The 17,631-nt window shown below is 60.5% G+C and carries 17 protein-coding genes; 8 read left to right on the top strand and 9 right to left on the bottom strand.

The features are described from left to right. The first annotated feature begins 51 nt into the window (after positions 1-51). Both ABNT42_RS18480 and ABNT42_RS18475 read left to right on the top strand, forming a co-directional pair. A complete protein-coding gene (locus ABNT42_RS18480; protein ID WP_348699428.1) occupies positions 52-1,521 on the top strand; it encodes a PLP-dependent aminotransferase family protein in 1,470 nt (489 codons plus the stop codon). After that, a complete protein-coding gene (locus tag ABNT42_RS18475; protein WP_348699426.1) occupies positions 1,509-2,189 on the top strand; it encodes a TetR/AcrR family transcriptional regulator in 681 nt (226 codons plus the stop codon). Before ABNT42_RS18480 ends, ABNT42_RS18475 begins: the two co-directional genes overlap by 13 nt. On the opposite strand, the gene ABNT42_RS18470 is transcribed toward ABNT42_RS18475, so the two are convergent. Beyond that, on the bottom strand, positions 2,152-3,090 hold the full coding sequence (locus tag ABNT42_RS18470) for an FxDxF family PEP-CTERM protein (protein WP_348699424.1): 939 nt from the start codon (positions 3,088-3,090) through the stop codon (positions 2,152-2,154). The genes ABNT42_RS18475 and ABNT42_RS18470 overlap by 38 nt on opposite strands. A 121-nt stretch (positions 3,091-3,211) precedes the next feature. Next, positions 3,212-4,297 (bottom strand): FxDxF family PEP-CTERM protein, encoded by a 1,086-nt coding sequence (locus tag ABNT42_RS18465; protein WP_348699422.1) that lies wholly within the window; start codon positions 4,295-4,297, stop codon positions 3,212-3,214. A 165-nt stretch (positions 4,298-4,462) separates the two neighbouring features. On the opposite strand from ABNT42_RS18465, the gene ABNT42_RS18460 reads away from it, so the two are divergent. From ABNT42_RS18460 to ABNT42_RS18440, 5 genes are all read left to right on the top strand, one after another. Further along, entirely contained in the window at positions 4,463-5,017 is a 555-nt protein-coding gene (locus tag ABNT42_RS18460) for a GNAT family N-acetyltransferase (protein WP_348699420.1), read from the top strand. A gap of 136 nt (positions 5,018-5,153) precedes the next feature. Continuing rightward, positions 5,154-5,417, top strand: a complete 264-nt coding sequence (locus ABNT42_RS18455; RefSeq protein WP_348699419.1) for a hypothetical protein — start codon at positions 5,154-5,156, stop codon at positions 5,415-5,417. Then, entirely contained in the window at positions 5,417-6,346 is a 930-nt protein-coding gene (locus ABNT42_RS18450) for a histidine kinase (RefSeq protein ID WP_348699418.1), read from the top strand. The genes ABNT42_RS18455 and ABNT42_RS18450 overlap by 1 nt, the downstream gene beginning before the upstream one ends. Then, complete coding sequence (locus tag ABNT42_RS18445) at positions 6,343-7,116, top strand: LytTR family DNA-binding domain-containing protein (RefSeq protein ID WP_348699416.1); 774 nt, start codon at positions 6,343-6,345, stop codon at positions 7,114-7,116. The genes ABNT42_RS18450 and ABNT42_RS18445 overlap by 4 nt, the downstream gene beginning before the upstream one ends. 69 nt (positions 7,117-7,185) lie before the next feature. Then, positions 7,186-7,644 carry a VOC family protein gene (locus tag ABNT42_RS18440; RefSeq protein WP_348699414.1) on the top strand — a complete coding sequence of 153 codons (459 nt, stop codon included), beginning with the start codon at positions 7,186-7,188 and terminating at the stop codon, positions 7,642-7,644. On the opposite strand, the gene ABNT42_RS18435 is transcribed toward ABNT42_RS18440, so the two are convergent. From ABNT42_RS18435 to xapA, 7 genes are all read right to left on the bottom strand, one after another. Further along, entirely contained in the window at positions 7,593-8,837 is a 1,245-nt protein-coding gene (locus ABNT42_RS18435) for a nucleoside deaminase (protein ID WP_348699412.1), read from the bottom strand. The two genes, ABNT42_RS18440 and ABNT42_RS18435, sit on opposite strands and share 52 nt — an antisense overlap. Positions 8,838-8,868: 31 nt before the next feature. Then, a complete protein-coding gene (locus ABNT42_RS18430; RefSeq protein WP_155434420.1) occupies positions 8,869-9,273 on the bottom strand; it encodes a cytidine deaminase in 405 nt (134 codons plus the stop codon). Between the two features lie 14 nt (positions 9,274-9,287). Further along, complete coding sequence (gene deoA / locus ABNT42_RS18425) at positions 9,288-10,610, bottom strand: thymidine phosphorylase (RefSeq protein WP_348699410.1); 1,323 nt, start codon at positions 10,608-10,610, stop codon at positions 9,288-9,290. A gap of 99 nt (positions 10,611-10,709) precedes the next feature. Continuing rightward, on the bottom strand, positions 10,710-13,067 hold the full coding sequence (locus ABNT42_RS18420; RefSeq protein ID WP_348700126.1) for an aldehyde dehydrogenase family protein: 2,358 nt from the start codon (positions 13,065-13,067) through the stop codon (positions 10,710-10,712). Between the two features lie 82 nt (positions 13,068-13,149). Next, positions 13,150-14,112 (bottom strand): deoxyribose-phosphate aldolase, encoded by a 963-nt coding sequence (deoC, locus tag ABNT42_RS18415; protein ID WP_348699408.1) that lies wholly within the window; start codon positions 14,110-14,112, stop codon positions 13,150-13,152. Beyond that, the gene (locus tag ABNT42_RS18410; protein ID WP_348699406.1) at positions 14,109-15,302 is read right to left on the bottom strand and encodes a phosphopentomutase; all 1,194 of its coding nucleotides are present in this window, start codon (positions 15,300-15,302) and stop codon (positions 14,109-14,111) included. The genes deoC and ABNT42_RS18410 overlap by 4 nt, the downstream gene beginning before the upstream one ends. Positions 15,303-15,354: 52 nt before the next feature. Next, the gene (xapA, locus tag ABNT42_RS18405) at positions 15,355-16,206 is read right to left on the bottom strand and encodes a xanthosine phosphorylase (protein ID WP_348699402.1); all 852 of its coding nucleotides are present in this window, start codon (positions 16,204-16,206) and stop codon (positions 15,355-15,357) included. A gap of 270 nt (positions 16,207-16,476) precedes the next feature. Between xapA and ABNT42_RS18400 the strand changes: the two genes are divergently transcribed. Continuing rightward, positions 16,477-17,625 (top strand): carbohydrate kinase, encoded by a 1,149-nt coding sequence (locus tag ABNT42_RS18400; RefSeq protein ID WP_348699400.1) that lies wholly within the window; start codon positions 16,477-16,479, stop codon positions 17,623-17,625. The last annotated feature ends 6 nt before the right edge of the window (positions 17,626-17,631 follow it).

Here is a 17,631-nt window from a genome sequence, read left to right as displayed (position 1 = left end):
AAACATTACAGTTACGTTTTACATCAGGGTGCACGGCACAGGGAGTCAGGCATGGAAGCTGGGAATGGGCTGCAGGAAAATGCCTCGGGCGCTGCCCGTGCTTCCGCCTGGCCCGTAGTGCCCATAGAGCGCCAGCGCAAAGGTGGGCTGGTCGATCAGATCGTGGCGGCGATCAGCGCGATGGTGGCGGCGCGCGAGCTGCGCGTGGGTACAAAAATGCCTTCAGTCCGGCAATTTGCCAAGTGTAATGGCATCAGCACCTTTACAGTTGTGGAATCCTATGACCGCCTCGTGACACTGGGACTGTTGTCATCACGCCGCGGTTCCGGCTATTTCGTGGCCCGCCAGGACCTGCCCGCCACCCTCCTGCCGTCCACCATCCACGCCATTCCGAACGCCATCGATGCACTCACGCCCGATCTGTACTCGGGCGTGTCGGAAGCGCTGCCCGTCGGTGCGGGCTGGCTACCGCCGGACTGGTATGGCGAAGACACCATCCTCGACGCGGTGCGCCACGCCATGCGCATCCCCGCCAACCGTCTGCGCGGCTACGGCCATCCGCTGGGCTTCCCGTCGCTGCGCCAGCATCTGGCCACTACGCTGGGCGATGAACTGTTCCCCATCGAAGCCGACCAGATACTGCTGACCCACGGCGCCACCCACGCCTTCGATCTGATTCTGCGCACGCTGACCAAACCGGGCGATACCGTGCTGGTGGAAGATCCCGGCTACAGCAATCTGCTGTCGCTAATCCGCCACCATGGCTGCATCGCCGTCGGCATCCCCCGTGGCGAACAGGGGCTGGATATGGAAGCGCTGGCGAAACAGGCAGCGCAGACCCAGCCCAAACTGATGTTCGTGAATACGGTGCTGCAGAATCCGCTCGGCACTTCGCTCAGCGTGGCACAGGCACACCGGCTGCTAGGACTAGCCGAGCAGTTCGACTTCTGGCTAGTGGAAGACGATATTTACCGCGAACTGGCGCCGCGCGGTGAAGCCTCGCTAGCAGCGATGGATGGTTTGCGCCGGGTAATCCGCGTCGGCAGTTTTTCCAAGACGCTTTCACCAGTGCTGCGCGTCGGTTCGATCTGTGCTTCCGCTTCGCTGATACCGGAACTGCTGCGGGTGAAAATGCTGGCCGGCCTGACTACCTCGGAAATCAACGAACGCGCGGTATTCCACGCCATCACGGCACGGCCTTACAAACGCATGGTGGACAAACTGATCGGCCAGCTCGATGCGGGGCGCGAGCGCACCATCGACGGTCTGGCAGGCGTCGGCATGACGCCCATTGCGCGGCCCCGTGGCGGCATGTTCGTCAGCGCTGGCTGGCCCGTTGCGCCGGAAGCGGAATGGAACGGCAAGCTGATTGCCGATCTGGCGCTCAAATCCGGCATCCTGCTATCCCCCTGCGATTTCTTCCTGCTGCGCGCGCCGGAAACCATCTGGTTCCGCTTCAACGTCGCGTATGCCGACCACCCTCAACTGCTGACCTTCCTGAAACAACTATGTCGACCATAAAGACCACTACGGAAGCAACGCCGAAAATCAAACGGCGCGTACTCAATCGCGACAAGCTGGAAGCGGACATCGCCGCCGTGGCCGTGCGCGTATTTGCCGAGTGCGGCTACGAGGGCACCTCGATTGCCACCGTGGCGGAAAAAGCCGGTCTGTCGAAACAGAACCTGATGTACTACTTCCCCACCAAGCAGGCGCTGTACCAGCGCGTGCTGGATGAAGTGCTGGACGAGTGGCTGGAACGGATGGAAGTTCTAGCGGCAGAAGATCAGGAACCGGCCGAAGTGCTGCGCACCTACATACAGGCCAAGCTGAAATTCTCGCGCGAACAGCCGTGGGCTTCGCGCGTGTATGCGATGGAAGTGATCAGCGGTGCACAACTCTACGGCGCGCAGATTCAGCGCCGTGTGATACCGCTGCTGCGCAAGGATATCGAAGTGTTCGAGAAGTGGATCGCGGCAGGCAAGGTGGCGCCGATTAACGCCACCCATCTGCTGTTTGCCATCTGGGCCATGACCCAGTCCTACGCCGATTTCTCGGCGCAGATGGCGCTGGTACTGAACCGCAAACAGCTAACGAAAAAGGATTTTGACGATGGCGAACAGGCCATCGTCAACATGGTACTGGCAGCGATCAGCGTGCCGCAGTGCGCTGGCGACGGCGCGCCATAAAGCCGACGACGCCCAGACCGGCCAGCAGCATGGCATAGGTTTCCGGCTCCGGTACCGGCGTGGTGAAGCCCTGCACGGTGGTCGGCTTGAAGAAGTGGTTGGCATTGATCTGTACCGACGACAGCCAGTTATCCACCACCACATTACCGTTGATCACACCGCTACCGCCATTCACCGTGGCCAGTGGTGCCAGAATGTTCGCCGTCAGGCCCGTATGGATGCCCAGATCCGTGGCCTGATAGAAGTTGAACAGCACATTGTATTTCTCGAAGCCTTGATAGCCACCATTGAAGGCGCCCGCAGTACCGCTAATGTTGAAGATCAGAGTGGAACCCGCGGTCAGATTACTGAAATTGAAGTAGGTGACACTGGACAGGGTTTTCGCATCGATATCGATCACTTCTACCGCGCTCTTGCTGCCCTTGATATTCAGACCGCCCCACTGCACTGCTGCGCTGCCCGTAGTCGCTAACGTGGACAGGGAACTCGAAGTCGATTTCAGCTGACTGGCCAGTGCCGTCAGATTGGCCGGTGCATTGCTTGCTCCCGTTTTGATCGTCTTGCCGTACACATCGACCGACTGGGTGACATTCGCTGCGCCGCCCACATAGGTGTAACCGTTCTTGATGGAACCGCTGGAGAAACTCAGATTGCGCCCGGCAATCAGCGAATAGCTACCGTAAGCGTCGAAATTCTTGTCGTTGACCGAGTAGTTACTCAGCTGGATATCACGTCCCGCCAGTATCGAGCCTTCCACGTCCGCGCTAGGTGCCTTGAAATCTGTCAGCGCAAACACATTGGCGCCATGCAGATTCAGGTCAACCACGCCGGCCTGGGCGCTACCAGCTGCGGCAAAAGTCACGCAAGCAGCAGCGATAGCGGATTTGAGCACTACTTTCATCTGAATTTCCCTCAAAGAAATTTAACTTACTTTGAGGATATCACATTTAATTTCCACATGGAACTATTTTTCCATGTGGAAATTAAAATGCGCTTGTTTTCAGATTTTTGCTATTTTGCTCTTATTGCTTGCGGCGGCGCGCTACGGCGCCCATCAGGCCCAGACCCGCCAGCAGCATGGCATAGGTTTCCGGTTCCGGTACGGGTGCGGTCGGCACACTGCCGGAGAAGCTCTGCAAGTGAATTTCGCCATACTGGTTGAGCGACTTGGCAAACACGCCGCCTTCCACATTCGCGCCATTGATATTGCTGAAGCTACCGTCCGCCACCAGCACTTGACCGCCAAACGTGGCGCCCACCGTGACGCTGCTGGCACCGGCAAAGTTCCAGATCAGTTTGCTACCAAGTGCCTGTGCCGAGCCGCCGAGGAAGTTGGCCGATATGCTCAGGTTCTTGTCATTGGTATTGAAAATGACCGTCGCAGCGCCATGCAGATTGAAATCGAACTCCGAAGTCGTCGAGGAGAAGATACGGCTATCGAGCGTGGTCAGATCGAACACCAGCACGCCATTCACGGCCGTGCCACTGAAGGTCACCTTGTGATCATTGTTGCTGAAGTCTACCGTCGCGCCACTAGTGCCATGCAGTGCCGACAACTGGTTCGACAGGCCCGACATCACACTGCCGAAGTTAGTCGAGGTCGAGGCAGCCAGCGTACTGTTCATCGTGCTAGTCGGCGCGGCCAGTACCTTGTTGTTCAGATTCATATTGGTATAGCTGGCCGCATGGATCAGGTTACCGAAGTTGACACCGATGGCCGCGCCAGCCACCCAGGCATTACCGCTGAGGCTAGACGAAATGGCACTACCGCCAATATAGCTTTCGCCCGAATTCACCGTAATGCCATGCACACTACCGCCCGTCACCATGCCCAGACCATTGACATGAACGTTGCCGCTCACATTGCCACCTACGGTGAGCCCGGCATAGGCCGAAGCGGGCGTATCGTTGATATGCTGCACGTAATCACCGCCGTTAACATTTTCGCCAACATAAGTTCGGCCATCAACGTGCGAGGTGGAAATCAGGTTGCCCGTGACCACCACATTAAATTGCTGCAGCATCTGCTGCGCAGTCAGCGGGGCTGCATAGGCACTGCCGGAAATCAGCGCGGCAACAGCAAAGGCAAGTCGGGTAGGCTTCAACATGCAATTCTCCATTCGTCAGCGGCCAATCGCCCATGCGTCAGCCTAAATGCTAATTTTATAATTAAAATTAGCATTTGCATACTGTTTGTTATAAATTTTCAATAACTAGCCAGCAAGCTGCAATCTGGGCTAAGCTGGCAATCTGTTCACCCCGCCAACTGCACCATGTCCGCTTTCCTGCCCGTCCAGCTCGACACCACTCGTCTGACCTTGCGCTTCCTCGACGACAACGATACGGCAGCTATCTACGCTCTATTTTCCGATCCAGCAGCGGTGCGCTACTGGAGTTGTCCTGCATGGCAGGAAATGGCGCAGGCACATGACTACATCGCCCAGACGCTACAGCACTATGCCGACGGCAGCGCACTACGCTGGGCGCTGGTCAACGGCGAGCAAGCCGTGGTCGGCGTAGTCACGCTGTACCATTTCGACCGGCAGAACGCCCGCTGCGATGTGGGCTACATGCTGGCACGCCCCTACTGGGGTCAGCGCTATATGCAGGAAGCGTTGAAGGCAGTGCTCGATTACGGCTTCGGCACGCTGCGCCTGCACCGCATCGAAGCCGATATTCATCCCGATAACGCGGCATCGGTACGGCTGCTGCAAGGGCTGCACTTCCGGCTCGAAGGCCATTTGCGCGAACGCTGGTTTGTCGATGGCGAAATCTCCGACAGCCTGATCCTCGGTCTGCTGGCGCGTGACTGGCGCAGCGCTAACTAGGCACTGACAGTTTACCATTCGTCGGCCGTTTTACCGCACTTATCCCTCAGAAATTACCGTTGATCGGATCGCACTCCTCTGCCTGCACGGGCTTTGCTAAAGTGCCTACATCGCCAACCAGAAAGGGAGCAACACCATGAAAAAAATCACCGCGCAATCCGTCTACAACTTCCTCGAAGAAGTGCTGCAAGCCTTCCTGCGCGTGGCCCGCTTCGGTGCCCGCCTGCTGCGCCGCATGTCGCCACAGGCGCTGCTGGCAGCTGCCCTGCTGCTGGCCTTCATCGTCGCCATCCTACCGCTGGCACTGGTGCTGTTCGTGGTGTTCATGGTGCTGAAAGTGATGGTAGGTGCCAGCTTCATCCAGGGTCGCCGTGATCCGCACTTCAAGGACATCAACTAATGGCTAAGTCGCGTCTGGCTCAGAGCAGCTACGCCAACGCCAAAGGTCTGCTCGACCTGATCCGTGAAATCGGCGACACCGCCGTCACGATCTGGTGGCGCTTCTTCGACTGGCTGGCTCAGGTCGAGTGGCGCAAGCTGATCATCGTCTGGGTACTGTTACTGCTACTGGGTCTGACGCCGTTTGGCCTGTCGAAACAGGCCGTGGCCTTCATCATGCTGTCGCTGGGCCTGAAAGTGCTGGCAGGTGGCAAACGCAAGGCCGAACTGGATGCCCTGCATGCCCACCATCAGGCTGACGAAGAAAGCATGGAACGGCGCGTAGTGGAAGCCCGCATGGCCGCCCTACAGGCACAGGTGGAGCCGCACTTCCTGTTCAACACGCTCGCCCTGATCGGCCAGCTGATCGAAACCGATCCGCCGCAGGCTGCGCGCATCCACCAGAATCTGATCGACTATCTGCGCGCCACGCTGCCGCAGATGCGCGCCGCCGGGGCTGGTACCCTGGGCCGCCAGATCGACATGTCGCGTGCCTATCTGGCCATCATGCAGGCCCGCATGGGCGCCCGTCTGGCTGTCTCGATCGACGTGCCGCAAGAAATGCTGAGTGCTACCTTCCCTGTCATGACGCTGCAGATCCTGATCGAGAACGCCATCAAGCATGGCCTGGAACCGAAGATCGCCGGTGGCCGCATCGATATCCGCGCCAGTGTCGAGCAAGACGTGCTGCAGGTCGATGTGCTCGATGACGGCGTAGGCTTCAATCTGCACGCGCCCGATGGCATCGGGCTGGCCAATGTGCGCGAACGTCTGCGCATCCTGTATGGCAACCGCGCCCAGCTGGTGCTGGAAGCGCCCCTCACGGGCGGTACCCGCGCCAGCGTGCGCCTGCCGTATGCACCCGACATCTTTGCCGGAGCCGCTAAATGAGCACCACGATGCCTGACCGCGTCACCGCGCTGATCGCCGACGACGAAGCGCCCATGCGCGCCCAGTTGCGCGCACGCCTGCAGGAAAGCTGGCCCGCACTGGAAATCGTGGCGGAAGCCGAAAATGGTGTGCAAGCGGTAGAACTGGCCACGCAGCTTGAGCCGGACATCGTCTTCCTCGATATCCGCATGCCCGGCATGTCCGGCATCGAAGCGGCGCGCCTGCTGTTCAACCGCTGCCATCTGGTCTTCGTGACCGCCTACGACCAGTATGCGATCGAAGCGTTCGAACAGGGCGCGCTCGACTATCTGCTCAAGCCAGTCGGCGGCGAACGCCTGAAGACCACCTGCAGCCGCCTGCAGGCACGGGGAGGCACCCAGCCGCAGGACATCACGCGTCAGCTGGGTGCTCTGCTAGCCCAGCATACAGCGCCACCAAAACGCGAATACCTGCGCTGGATACAGGCGCAGGTGGGACAGAACCTGCGCATGATCAGCACGCGCGAAATCCTGTATTTTCAGGCTGATGAAAAATACACGCGGGTGTGCACGGCACAGGGCGAAGTGCTGATTCGCAAAACTTTGAAAGAGCTGGCCGACGAACTCGATCCCGATGAATTCTGGCGCATCCACCGTTCCACACTGGTGCGGGTGGACGCCATCGATTCGGTCGGACGCGATCTGCGCGGACGCCAGATGGTGAAAGTGAAAGGTGCTGATGAAACGCTGGAAGTAAGCCGCGGCAACACTCATTTGTTCCAGCAAATGTAATCAGGCTTCCCGCAGCATGGGGCTATACTGCTTGGGCTAGGCCCTTCCATACACCTACGGGAGATTCACATGGACAGCATACCCAAGAAGACGCTATGCAATGTCGTACCCTGCATGCGCTACCGCGACGCACCCGCCGCCATCGACTGGCTGTGCACCACCTTCGGTTTCACCGCCACGCTGGTAGTGCCGAATGAAGATGGCAGTATCGCCCACGCCCAGCTAGGCTTCGGCAGCAGCATGGTAATGCTCGCCTCGGTGGTCGATAGCGAATACGGCCGCCTGCTTAAGCAGCCGCAGGACATCGGCCAGTTCGTCACCCAGAGCGCATATCTGGTGGTCAACGATGCCGACAAAGTGTACGACCGCGTGCGCGAAATGGGCGGAGAAATCGTGCTGGACATTCAGGATGAAGATTACGGTGGCCGCGGCTTTACCTGCCGTGACCCTGAAGGTCACGTCTGGAGTATAGGCACTTACGATCCGGCGCAGGCGCTCAGTTCGCTCAGTTCGGCCACCAGCGACTGATCGGCCACTGCGACCGGACGTATGCGGATCACGTCGCGATACAGCGGCGGCATCGCTGCGCACATCTGCTCCAGTGCAGCGTCCGTCTGCCGTGGCAGCACATACTGGAATTGCGCAGGATTGTAGACGGGCAGCGGGCCTTCCATAGTGGAGCCGTAGGCGCCCAGATTCATGAAACTCAGCGCACTCGCATCCGGCCCCAGCGCAAACACGAAGGTGCCCTCTTTCGGATGGCCCAGATACTGCTGCACTTCCTGCTGGCGTTCCGGCGTAGCACCGGCCATCAGCTTGTAGCGCAACTGGGCGTAGGCGCGGGTGATCTCCATGAATGCGCTGCGGATACCGGACTGGCTCAGACGGCCGCTCATGCATAGCAGCAGATTACCGAAACCATCGAGCAGCGCTACCGCATCGCCAGCGCCGCCATGTTCGCGATCGCGCAGCATGGCCTGCTTGAGGAAAGGTGCCAGCCCAGCATCCGGCTGCTGCGGCATGCAGCGGTGTGTCAGCGCATCGGGATACAGCTGCTTCAGCCCCTGTACGATGGCATGACCGGATGGCAGCGTGGCAGGGTCGCGCAACTGTTCGCGCGGCAGATCGTTCTGGAAGAGTGCCAGCACGGCCTCCGAAGTCGCTTCAAACACCAGCGAGCAGAGTGCCTGCGTCGGTTCGGCGATAGTCTTACCGATGAAGAAAGACTTGGGCACCGCACCGGAAGCCGCGCGCCGGTAAGACGAGGCGCCTAGCACGGCGGGATAGCTGAAACTGCTGCGCGCCTGCGTGCGCAGTGCAGCAGGCAGCGCAGTAAAACTGGCCGTATCATCATAATTGATGCCGGCATTATGGTCGGGTGCTGCCACCAGCACATTGAAGCCGGCCGCCAGTATCGCGCCAGTACACATGCAGCAGGGATCGAGCGAGGTAACGATGGTGACGTCCTGCGGCGCAGGCAGCGCCGCACCACGGGCCTGCTCGGCGAAATACCAGTCGATCAGCTGGCGCTCGGCATGGGCGGTGGGATCGTACACCAGCCCCTGCTTGATGACATTGCTGTGCACGGACTGCAGCACGTTGCCGTGCTGATCCAGCATCAGGCCGCCGACGCCAAAGGTACCCTGCGTCTTGGCACTGATCGCTTCTGCCGCAGCAATTGCTACGGCAGCCTGCACATCGATGGTTTTCTTGTAGGCCATGCTGAACGTACTCTATCGTCGTGACTGCTATTTACTTCTTCAGATCGGCACCACCGAAAGCGTTCGGCAACTGCGCCGCTGCCGTGGTTTCGAACACGTCGCCTTTCAGATTGGTCAGCAGCACCGGCAGTTCGTTCCCGCCGAGTTCCAGCGTCACCTGACGGCAGGCGCCGCACGGTGCAATCGGGCCGTCCGTCTCACCGATCACCACCAGCTGGGCGAAATCGCCGGGCTGATAACCATCGGCGATGGCGCTGAAGAAGGCGGTACGTTCGGCACAGTTGCACAGACCGTAGGAAGCATTTTCCACGTTACAGCCGTGGAACACCTTGCCGTCACGGGTCAGCAGCGCTGCGCCCACCTTGAAGTTCGAGTATGGCGTGTACGCCTTGAGCCGCGCGGCGGCGGCTTGAGCGATCAGTTCCTGTTTATTCATCAGCGGGCTTTCGATTAAGGGCGGATGGTACGGTAGATCACCGGATTGGCAGCCGGTGCGATGGCGCTGATCTGGTAGGCCGCCTGCACTTCACGCACAGCCTGCTCGGCCGCTTCCTGCGTGCGCGCATGCACCATGGCCAGCGGCTGACCCAGTTCCACCTTGTCGCCCAGACCAACCAGATCGGTCAGACCTACCGCGAAGTCGATAGCATCGGCGGCACGGCGACGGCCACCACCGAGGCTGACCACGGCCAGACCCAGACCGCGGCAATCCGTGCTGGCGGCATAGCCGGCTGCCAGTGCTGGCACCGGCACCACGATAGGCGCACGTTCCAGATGGCGATCGGGATTTTCCATCAGATCGGCCGGACCACCCAGTGCCACCACCATGCGGGCAAAGCGTTCTGCCGCGCTGCCGTCGTCGAGGCAGGCCTGCAGCTTGGCGCGGGCTTCCGTTTCGTTGGCGGCCAACTTACCCAGCACCAGCATTTCGGCGCACAGCGCCATGGTCACTTCGTGCAGACGGGCCGGACGCGAACGGCCACTCAGATAATCGAGCGCGCCACGTACTTCGATGGCGTTACCGGCATACGGTGCCAGCGATTCGTTCATGTCGGTCAGGATGGCCGAGGTCATCATGCCCGCGCCATTGCCCACTTTAACGATGCTGTCGGCCAGTTCCACCGATTTATCATAGGTCGGCATGAAGGCGCCGCTACCCACTTTAACGTCCATCGCCAGTGCATCCAGACCGGCCGAGAGTTTTTTCGACAGGATGGAACCGGTAATCATAGCCACCGATTCCACCGTGGCCGTTACGTCGCGCACGCCGTAGAAGATCTTGTCCGACGGGGCCAGCGACGAGGTCTGGCCGATGATGGCCACGCCCACTTCTTTCACTACTTTGCGGAACAGGGCATTGTCCGGCACCGTGGTATAGCCGGGGATGGAATCGAATTTGTCCAGCGTGCCGCCGGTATGGCCCAGACCACGGCCGGAAATCATCGGCACATAGCCGCCGCAAGCCGCCACCATAGGGCCCAGCAGCAGCGACACCACGTCGCCCACGCCACCCGTCGAGTGCTTGTCGACGACAGGGCCGTTCAGATCGAGCGAGCGCCAGTCCAGCACTTCGCCGGAATCGCGCATGGCCAGCGTGAACGCGACGCGTTCGTCCATGGTCATGTCGTTAAAGAATACTGCCATCGCCAGTGCGGCGATCTGGCCTTCGGTCACGCGGTTGGAGGTAATCCCGCCTACAAAGAACTGGATCTCTTCGGCGCTCAGTACACCGCCGTCACGCTTCTTGCGAATGATCTCTTGAGGTAAAAACATGGAACACTCCACTTGAATAAGGTATTGAAAGCACAAAGGCGGGTCCGCAGACCCGCCCTACTTTGCCGCTTTTAGGCGGCGCTGGGTATCCGTGGCGGCTTAGACGCCGTAAGGAATCCAGATATTCTTGACTTGCGTGGCGTGCGCCAGCACGGCACGGCCACCGGCTTGCGCCGTGCTGTACCAGTCGCGGCCTTTGGCACCACCCACCCAGGTACGCTTGAGCGAACCAGCCGACAGGCGTTCCACTTCGGCGCAACCGGCAGCGGAACCATCATGACGCCATACGGCGTCGATGTCGCTATGAGTCGCCAGCGTACGGGCCAGTTCATCGGCGCTACCGGTGATGATGTTGACCACACCACCCGGCAGATCGGACGTATCGAACACCTGATACAGATCGGTGGCCGACAGCGGATGCGCTTCCGACGGCACCACCACCACGCGGTTACCCACGGCGATGGCTGGTGCGACCAGCGAGATAAAGCCCAGCAGCGGCGCTTCGTTCGGGCAGACGATGCCGATCACGCCGATCGGTTCGTTGAGCGCCACGGTGATGCCGTGCATAGGCGGCTGGTGTGCCAGACCGTCATATTTGTCGGCCCATGCAGCGTAGTAGAACAGACGCTCGATGGATGCCTGCACTTCTTTTTCGGCATTGCGGTCACCCGTCATGGCGGCGATGCGGGCAGCGAATTCGTCGGCACGTGCTGCCAGATTTTCCGCGATGTAGTACAGCACCTGCGCGCGGTTGTGCGCCGTGGCCTTGCTCCAGCCGCCAGCTTTGTGCGCAGCTTCGACCGCGTTACGGATGTCCTTGCGGTTGCCTTCGCCCACTTCGGCGATGAAGCTACCATCCACACCATTGATGGCGCGGCTGTAGGCGCCGTCAGGGCGGGCCTGCTTGCCGCCGATGTACAGCTTGGCCGTACGGTCAATAGCGAAACCAGCGCCGGTAGCCAGCGTGGCCTTGGCTTTAGCCTTGCCCTGTTCCGGCTGAACCGGTGCGGCAGGACGGGCATCTTCTGCCAGTGCCGTCATGTATTCATACATGCCTTCGCGGCCACCTTCGCGGCCATAGCCCGATTCGCGGTAGCCACCGAAACCGCAAGCGGCGTCGAACTGGTTGGCGGTGTTAATCCACACCACGCCAGCCTTGATCTGTGGTGCCATGTCCAGCGCCAGCGAGATGTTCTCGGTCCACACGCAGGCGGCCAGACCGTACACGGTGTTGTTGGCCAGTTGCACGGCTTCCGGCGGCGTGCGGAAGCTCATCGCGACCAGCACAGGGCCGAAGATTTCTGCCTGTGCTACGGCGGCGGAAGTGGAAGCACCGGTAATCAGGGTCGGTGGATACCACGCGCCATTGGCAGGGATTTCGCACGCTGGCTGATACACGGTGCAGCCTTCGGCGCGCGCCGAATCGACCAGACCGGCGATACGCTGCTGCTGGACAGGATCGACCAGTGCGCCGATGTCCATCGACTTGTCCAGCGGCGAACCGAGCGTCAGCTTGTCCATGCGGGCGCGCAGCTTGGCGAGGAATTTCTCCTGCACGGATTCCTGCACCAGCAGGCGCGAACCAGCGCAGCATACCTGCCCCTGATTGAACCAGATCGAATCGACCAGACCTTCAACGGCAGCATCCAGATCGGCATCGTCGAACACGATGAATGGCGACTTGCCGCCCAGTTCCAGCGACAGCTTCTTGCCGCTACCGGCGCTGGCCTGACGGATCAGACGACCGACTTCGGTCGAACCGGTGAAGGCCAGCTTGTCGATACCCGGATGGGTAACGATGGCTTCGCCTACGCGGCCGTCGCCCGTAACGATGTTGACCACACCGGCCGGAACGCCAGCCTGCACGCAGATCTCGGCGAACAGCATGGCGGTCAGCGAAGTAAATTCGGCTGGTTTGAAAACGATGGTGTTACCGGCTGCCATGGCAGGCGCGATTTTCCATGCCAGCATCAGCAGCGGGAAGTTCCACGGCACGATCTGGCCTACCACGCCCACGGCGCGGTAGTCGGCGAATTCTTCTGCCTGCAGCTGGGCCCAGCCAGCGTGGTGGTAGAAGTGACGCGCGACCAGCGGCAGATCGACATCGCGGGTTTCGCGGATGGTCTTGCCGTTGTCCAGCGTTTCCAGCACGGCGAACAGGCGCGCATGCTTCTGCATCAGGCGTGCCAGCGCGTACATGATCTTGGCGCGGCCATGGCCGCCCAGTGCCTGCCAGCCCGGCTGTGCAGCACGGGCTGCGGCCACGGCGCGATCAACGTCGCTGGCAGTGGCCTGGGTCAGATCGGCCAGCTTGCTGGCATCGGCCGGATTAATGGAGGCGAACAGCTCACCTGCTGCGCTCCACTCGTTATTGATGAACAGGCCGAATTGTCGGCCATGCTGGTCCAGCCATGCTTGCGCTTCTTTCGTGCTTTCGGGTGCAGGGCCGTATTCCATGGTGTTGAGGATCTCTTTAATTGATGGCATGACGTGTCCGATATTCTGTAGGCTAAGGTGCGCGCTAACTCAACAATCTGAGTTAAGGCAGCGCGTGACGATGGGCGGCCGAGTAGTTGCCGGTCACATAGTGCTCAAGCTGACGTTCGATGTCGGTCAGCAGGCTGGAAGCACCAATGCGGAACAGGTGCGGCTGCAGCCACTCATTACCCAGTTCCTCTTTCATCAGCGTCAGGTACTGCAGCGCAGCCTTGGCCGTGCTCACGCCACCGGCTGGCTTGTAGCCGATCTTGAAGCCGGTCTGCTCGTAGTATTCGCGGATCGCGCGCACCATGGTCAGCGACACGGGAATGGTGGCGTTGACAGGTTCTTTACCGGTCGAAGTCTTGATGAAATCGGCACCGGCCATCATGCACACCCACGAGGCTTTCGCCACGTTTTCCAGCGTCACCAGTTCGCCGGTCGCCAGAATCGCTTTCACGTGGGCTTCGCCGCAGGCTTTGCGGTAGGCCAGCATTTCGTCGTACAGCGCCTGCCAGTTCCCCGTCAGCACGTGCTGGCGGGTGATGACGATATCGATCTCGGTCGCGCCAGCGGCCACCGACAGTTCGATCTCGCGCACCTTGGTTTCCATGCTGGTCAGGCCAGCGGGGAAGCCGGTCGATACGGCAGCAATCGGCAGACGGCCTTGCAGCACCTGCACTGCCGGTTTGATCATCTCGTGGTACACGCACACGGCGCCGGTGGCCAGCGGGTAATCCTGCAGGCCCATGGCTTCTACCAGATCGCTGCGCAGCGGACGCATAGCTTTCATGCACAGGCGCTCGACGCGGCCCGGCGTATCGTCACCGGACAGCGTGGTCAGGTCGATCAGGCCGATGGCTTTGATCAGCCACGCTGCCTGATATTCCTTCTTCACCGTACGGCGGTTGGCCAGACTGGCCGCGCGACGGTCGGCCGCACTCTTGTTGATGTGGATGTGATTGATCCAGCCCAGATCGAGGGGGACCGCTTCGTTGCGCTTGAAGTCGGAGATGATGGTCATAACAGATTGCTTCCGTTGGAAAGTGGTTTGACGCCGAGATGGTGGGCCAGAGTCTGGCCGATGTCGGAGAAGGTTTCGGAAATCGGCAGTGCCTGCGGCTTGACTTGCGGACCGAAGAAGATCATCGGAATATGTTCACGCGTGTGATCGGAACCGGGCCAGGTCGGATCGCAGCCATGGTCGGCGGTCAGCACCACCAGATCGCCCTCTTGCAGACCGGCCATGAACTCCGGCAGACGCGCATCCATTTCGCGCAGCGCCTGCGCATAGCCCTTCACATCGCGGCGGTGACCGTAAGCCTGATCGAAGTCGACGAAATTCACGAAGGTCAGCGACTTGTCACCGGCTTCCTGCTGCACTTTCAGCAGCGCGTCGAACAGCGCCATATTGTCCTTGCCTTTGACCACGCGCGAAACGCCCTGCGCTGCGAAGATGTCGCTGATCTTGCCCAGCGCAATAACTTCGCCGCCATCGTTCTTGACGTGATCGAGCAGCGTCGGCGCCGGTGGCGCGACTGCGTAGTCGTGACGGTTGGTGGTGCGGGTGTAGTTGCCGTTGGCGCCCAGGAATGGGCGGGCAATCACCCGGCCGATGTTGTACGGCTCGACCAGTTTGAAAGCGATCTCGCACAGTTCGTACAGACGTTCCAGACCGAACGATTCTTCATGCGCCGCGATCTGCAGCACCGAGTCGGCCGAGGTGTAGATAATCGGTTTGCCGGAAGCGACGTGTTCATCGCCATGCTTGTTGATGATTTCCGTACCCGAAGCGTGGCAGTCACCGAGGAAGCCCGGCACCTTGCCCAGCTCCTGCAGCTTGGCCGTCAGTTCAGCGGGGAACGATGGCACGGTTTTCGGGAAGTAGCCCCAGTCGAATTCCACCGGCACACCGGCGATTTCCCAGTGACCGGACTGGGTATCCTTGCCGGTCGAACGTTCGCGCGACGCGCCATAGGCGGCCGTGAAACCTTCACGCTGGGCAAAGCCTGCTGCCCACTGGCCGCTGGCCAGTTGCGCGGCCGCAGCCAGACCCAGTTTTTCCAGAGTAGGCAGGGCCAGTGGCTGACCACCAGCGGCGATGCGCTCGGCGATGTGGCCGAAGGTGTTGGCACCCGCGTCGTTGTATTTCGCTGCGTCCGGCGTAGCACCCAGACCGAAAGAATCCAGCAGCAGAATAAATGCGCGTTTCATGTTTTCCAGCTCCTCAAAAGCAAAGGGGCGGACTAGCCGCCCCTCGGGGTTGTTACGCCTGCTGCGTTTTGGCGACGTTGGCCAGGAAGGCCAGAATCACGTCGATCAGCGAGGTCGCTGCCACGGCAGCATATTTCAGGGTCTGTTCGTGCGACAGCGGGAACGGCGACAGGCCTTCGGCCAGATTGGTAATCGCCGAAACGCCCACCACTTTCAGGCCGCAGTGACGGGCCGACACCACTTCCGGCACCACCGACATACCGACCACGTCGGCGCCCAGCGTCTTGAAGGCACGAATTTCGGCCGGCGTTTCGAAGTTAGGACCAGCGTAGGCGATGTACACGCCATCGTGCAGGGTCACGCTCTTCTCTTTGGCCGAAGCGTGCAGCAGTGCGCGCAGGTCGGCATCGTAGGCGTTGGCCATACTGAAGAAGCGCGGACCGAAACGTTCGTCGTTCGGGCCCATCATCGGGGTGCCCGGCAGGAAGTTGATATGGTCGGTCAGCGCTACCAGCGAACCGGCGTCCACTTCGGTGCGCAGCGAACCGGCCGCATTGGTCACGAACAACATTTCGCAGCCCAGCAGCTTGATGGTGCGCACAGCGCTGGTCATCACGCCCAGACCGTAGCCTTCGTAGACGTGGCCGCGGCCTTTCATGCACACCACATCGACGCCAGCCAGCGTACCGATCACCAGTTCACCGGCGTGGCCGTGTACGGTGCTGATCGGGAAGCCTGGCAGTTCGTCGTAGCTGATGGTGACAGGATTGCTCATCTGTTCGGCCAAGACACCCAGACCGGAGCCCAGAATCAGGGCAACGCGTGGTTTGAAACCGGCAGGGAGACCGGCACTAATACGGGCACGAATAATGTCAGCAGCCTGGAATGGGGAATTGTTCGACATGAAGATCCTCTAGTTTTAGGAAAGCCCGCGCGCGGGGCACAGCATGGGACTGAAGCTGACACTATGCATCATCGAACATATGTATGGCAAATACCATTTTTCTTGCACATTTATATGAATTACGTATAAATCAGGGGTATTATGTGGATCAGTATTGACGCCAGCAAGCGGGATTGACGCATGAAAGACAAATGTTTAAACTAACAAACAATTGTTTGTCACATTCACACTTAATCAGCCACCTTCCCTACGCCTCCACTCTGCCCTGCCATGTCCGACGCTTCTAAAAAAGACCAGTTATACCAGCTGATCCGCGCCAATCCCTTCATTTCGCAGCAGGACCTGGCAGTAGAGCTGCGCCTGTCGCGTTCCGCTGTGGCCGGCCATATCGCCAGCCTGATCCGCGAGCGCCGCCTGCTGGGACGTGCTTACGTGCTGCCCGACAAGCGCCCTGTACTATGTATAGGCGCTGCCAATCTGGATCGCAAGTTGCGCAGCATCGCGCAACTGCAACAGGGCACCTCGAATCCCGCCACAGCAGAAGAAGTACACGGCGGCGTGGCGCGCAATATTGCGGAAAATCTGGCCCGGCTCAACCTGCCCTCGGCCCTGCTCACCGCCTTCGGCGACGACGCTGCCGGCCGCATGCTGCAGGATCAGGCCGAGCGCGCCGGCATCGATACCCGCGGCAGCCTGAAGCTGCCAGACACCGCCAGCGGCACCTACACGGCGATTCTCGACGAACGGGGCGAACTGGTACTGGCACTGGCCGATATGGCGCTGTACGACCGCCTCACCCCGGAATTTCTCGCCAGCCGACAGCCGCTGCGCGCCTCGGCCGCCATGACGGTGGTCGATCTGAACCTGCCGCAAGCCAGCGTGGCGCTGCTGCTGGAAAGCGCGCGCGCCGACAATGTGCCGCTGGTGATCATCGCCGTCTCGCAGCCCAAAATGGCGCGCCTGCCGGCCGATCTGCGCGGCCTGCGCCTGCTGATTCTCAATCGCGGCGAACTGGAGACCCGCGTCGGCCGCACCCTGCCGACGGAAGCCGATGTACGCGTCGCCTGCCATGCCGTGCAGGCCGAAGGCGCGCAAGACCTGATCGTTACTTGCGGCAGCCATGGCGTGTACCACACGCGCGGCACGGAGCTGGTCTGGCTGCCGGCCCATCAGGTGGAGGTGGTGGACGTTACCGGCGCCGGCGATGCGTTCTCGGCTGCCGTGTGCTGGTCGCTATATCAGGGCAGTCAGGATCTGACGCTGGCCTGCCGCCGTGGCCTGAAAGTGGCCGCCATGACGCTGGAAACCCAGGATACCGTGTCGCCCATGCTGGCGGCCGACATCCTCGATGAAATTCACGACTTCGATCTGTCGGCCGATTACCATCCGCCGCTGTTCCCCTCTAGCCCGAAATCCTAAGGAATA

Origin of the sequence: Duganella fentianensis (assembly GCF_964031615.1) — a bacterium.
GTDB classification, from domain to species: domain Bacteria; phylum Pseudomonadota; class Gammaproteobacteria; order Burkholderiales; family Burkholderiaceae_D; genus Rugamonas; species Rugamonas fentianensis_A.
The sequence above is the reverse complement of the archived record's forward strand: the minus strand, read 5'-3'. Positions and strand labels throughout refer to the sequence as shown.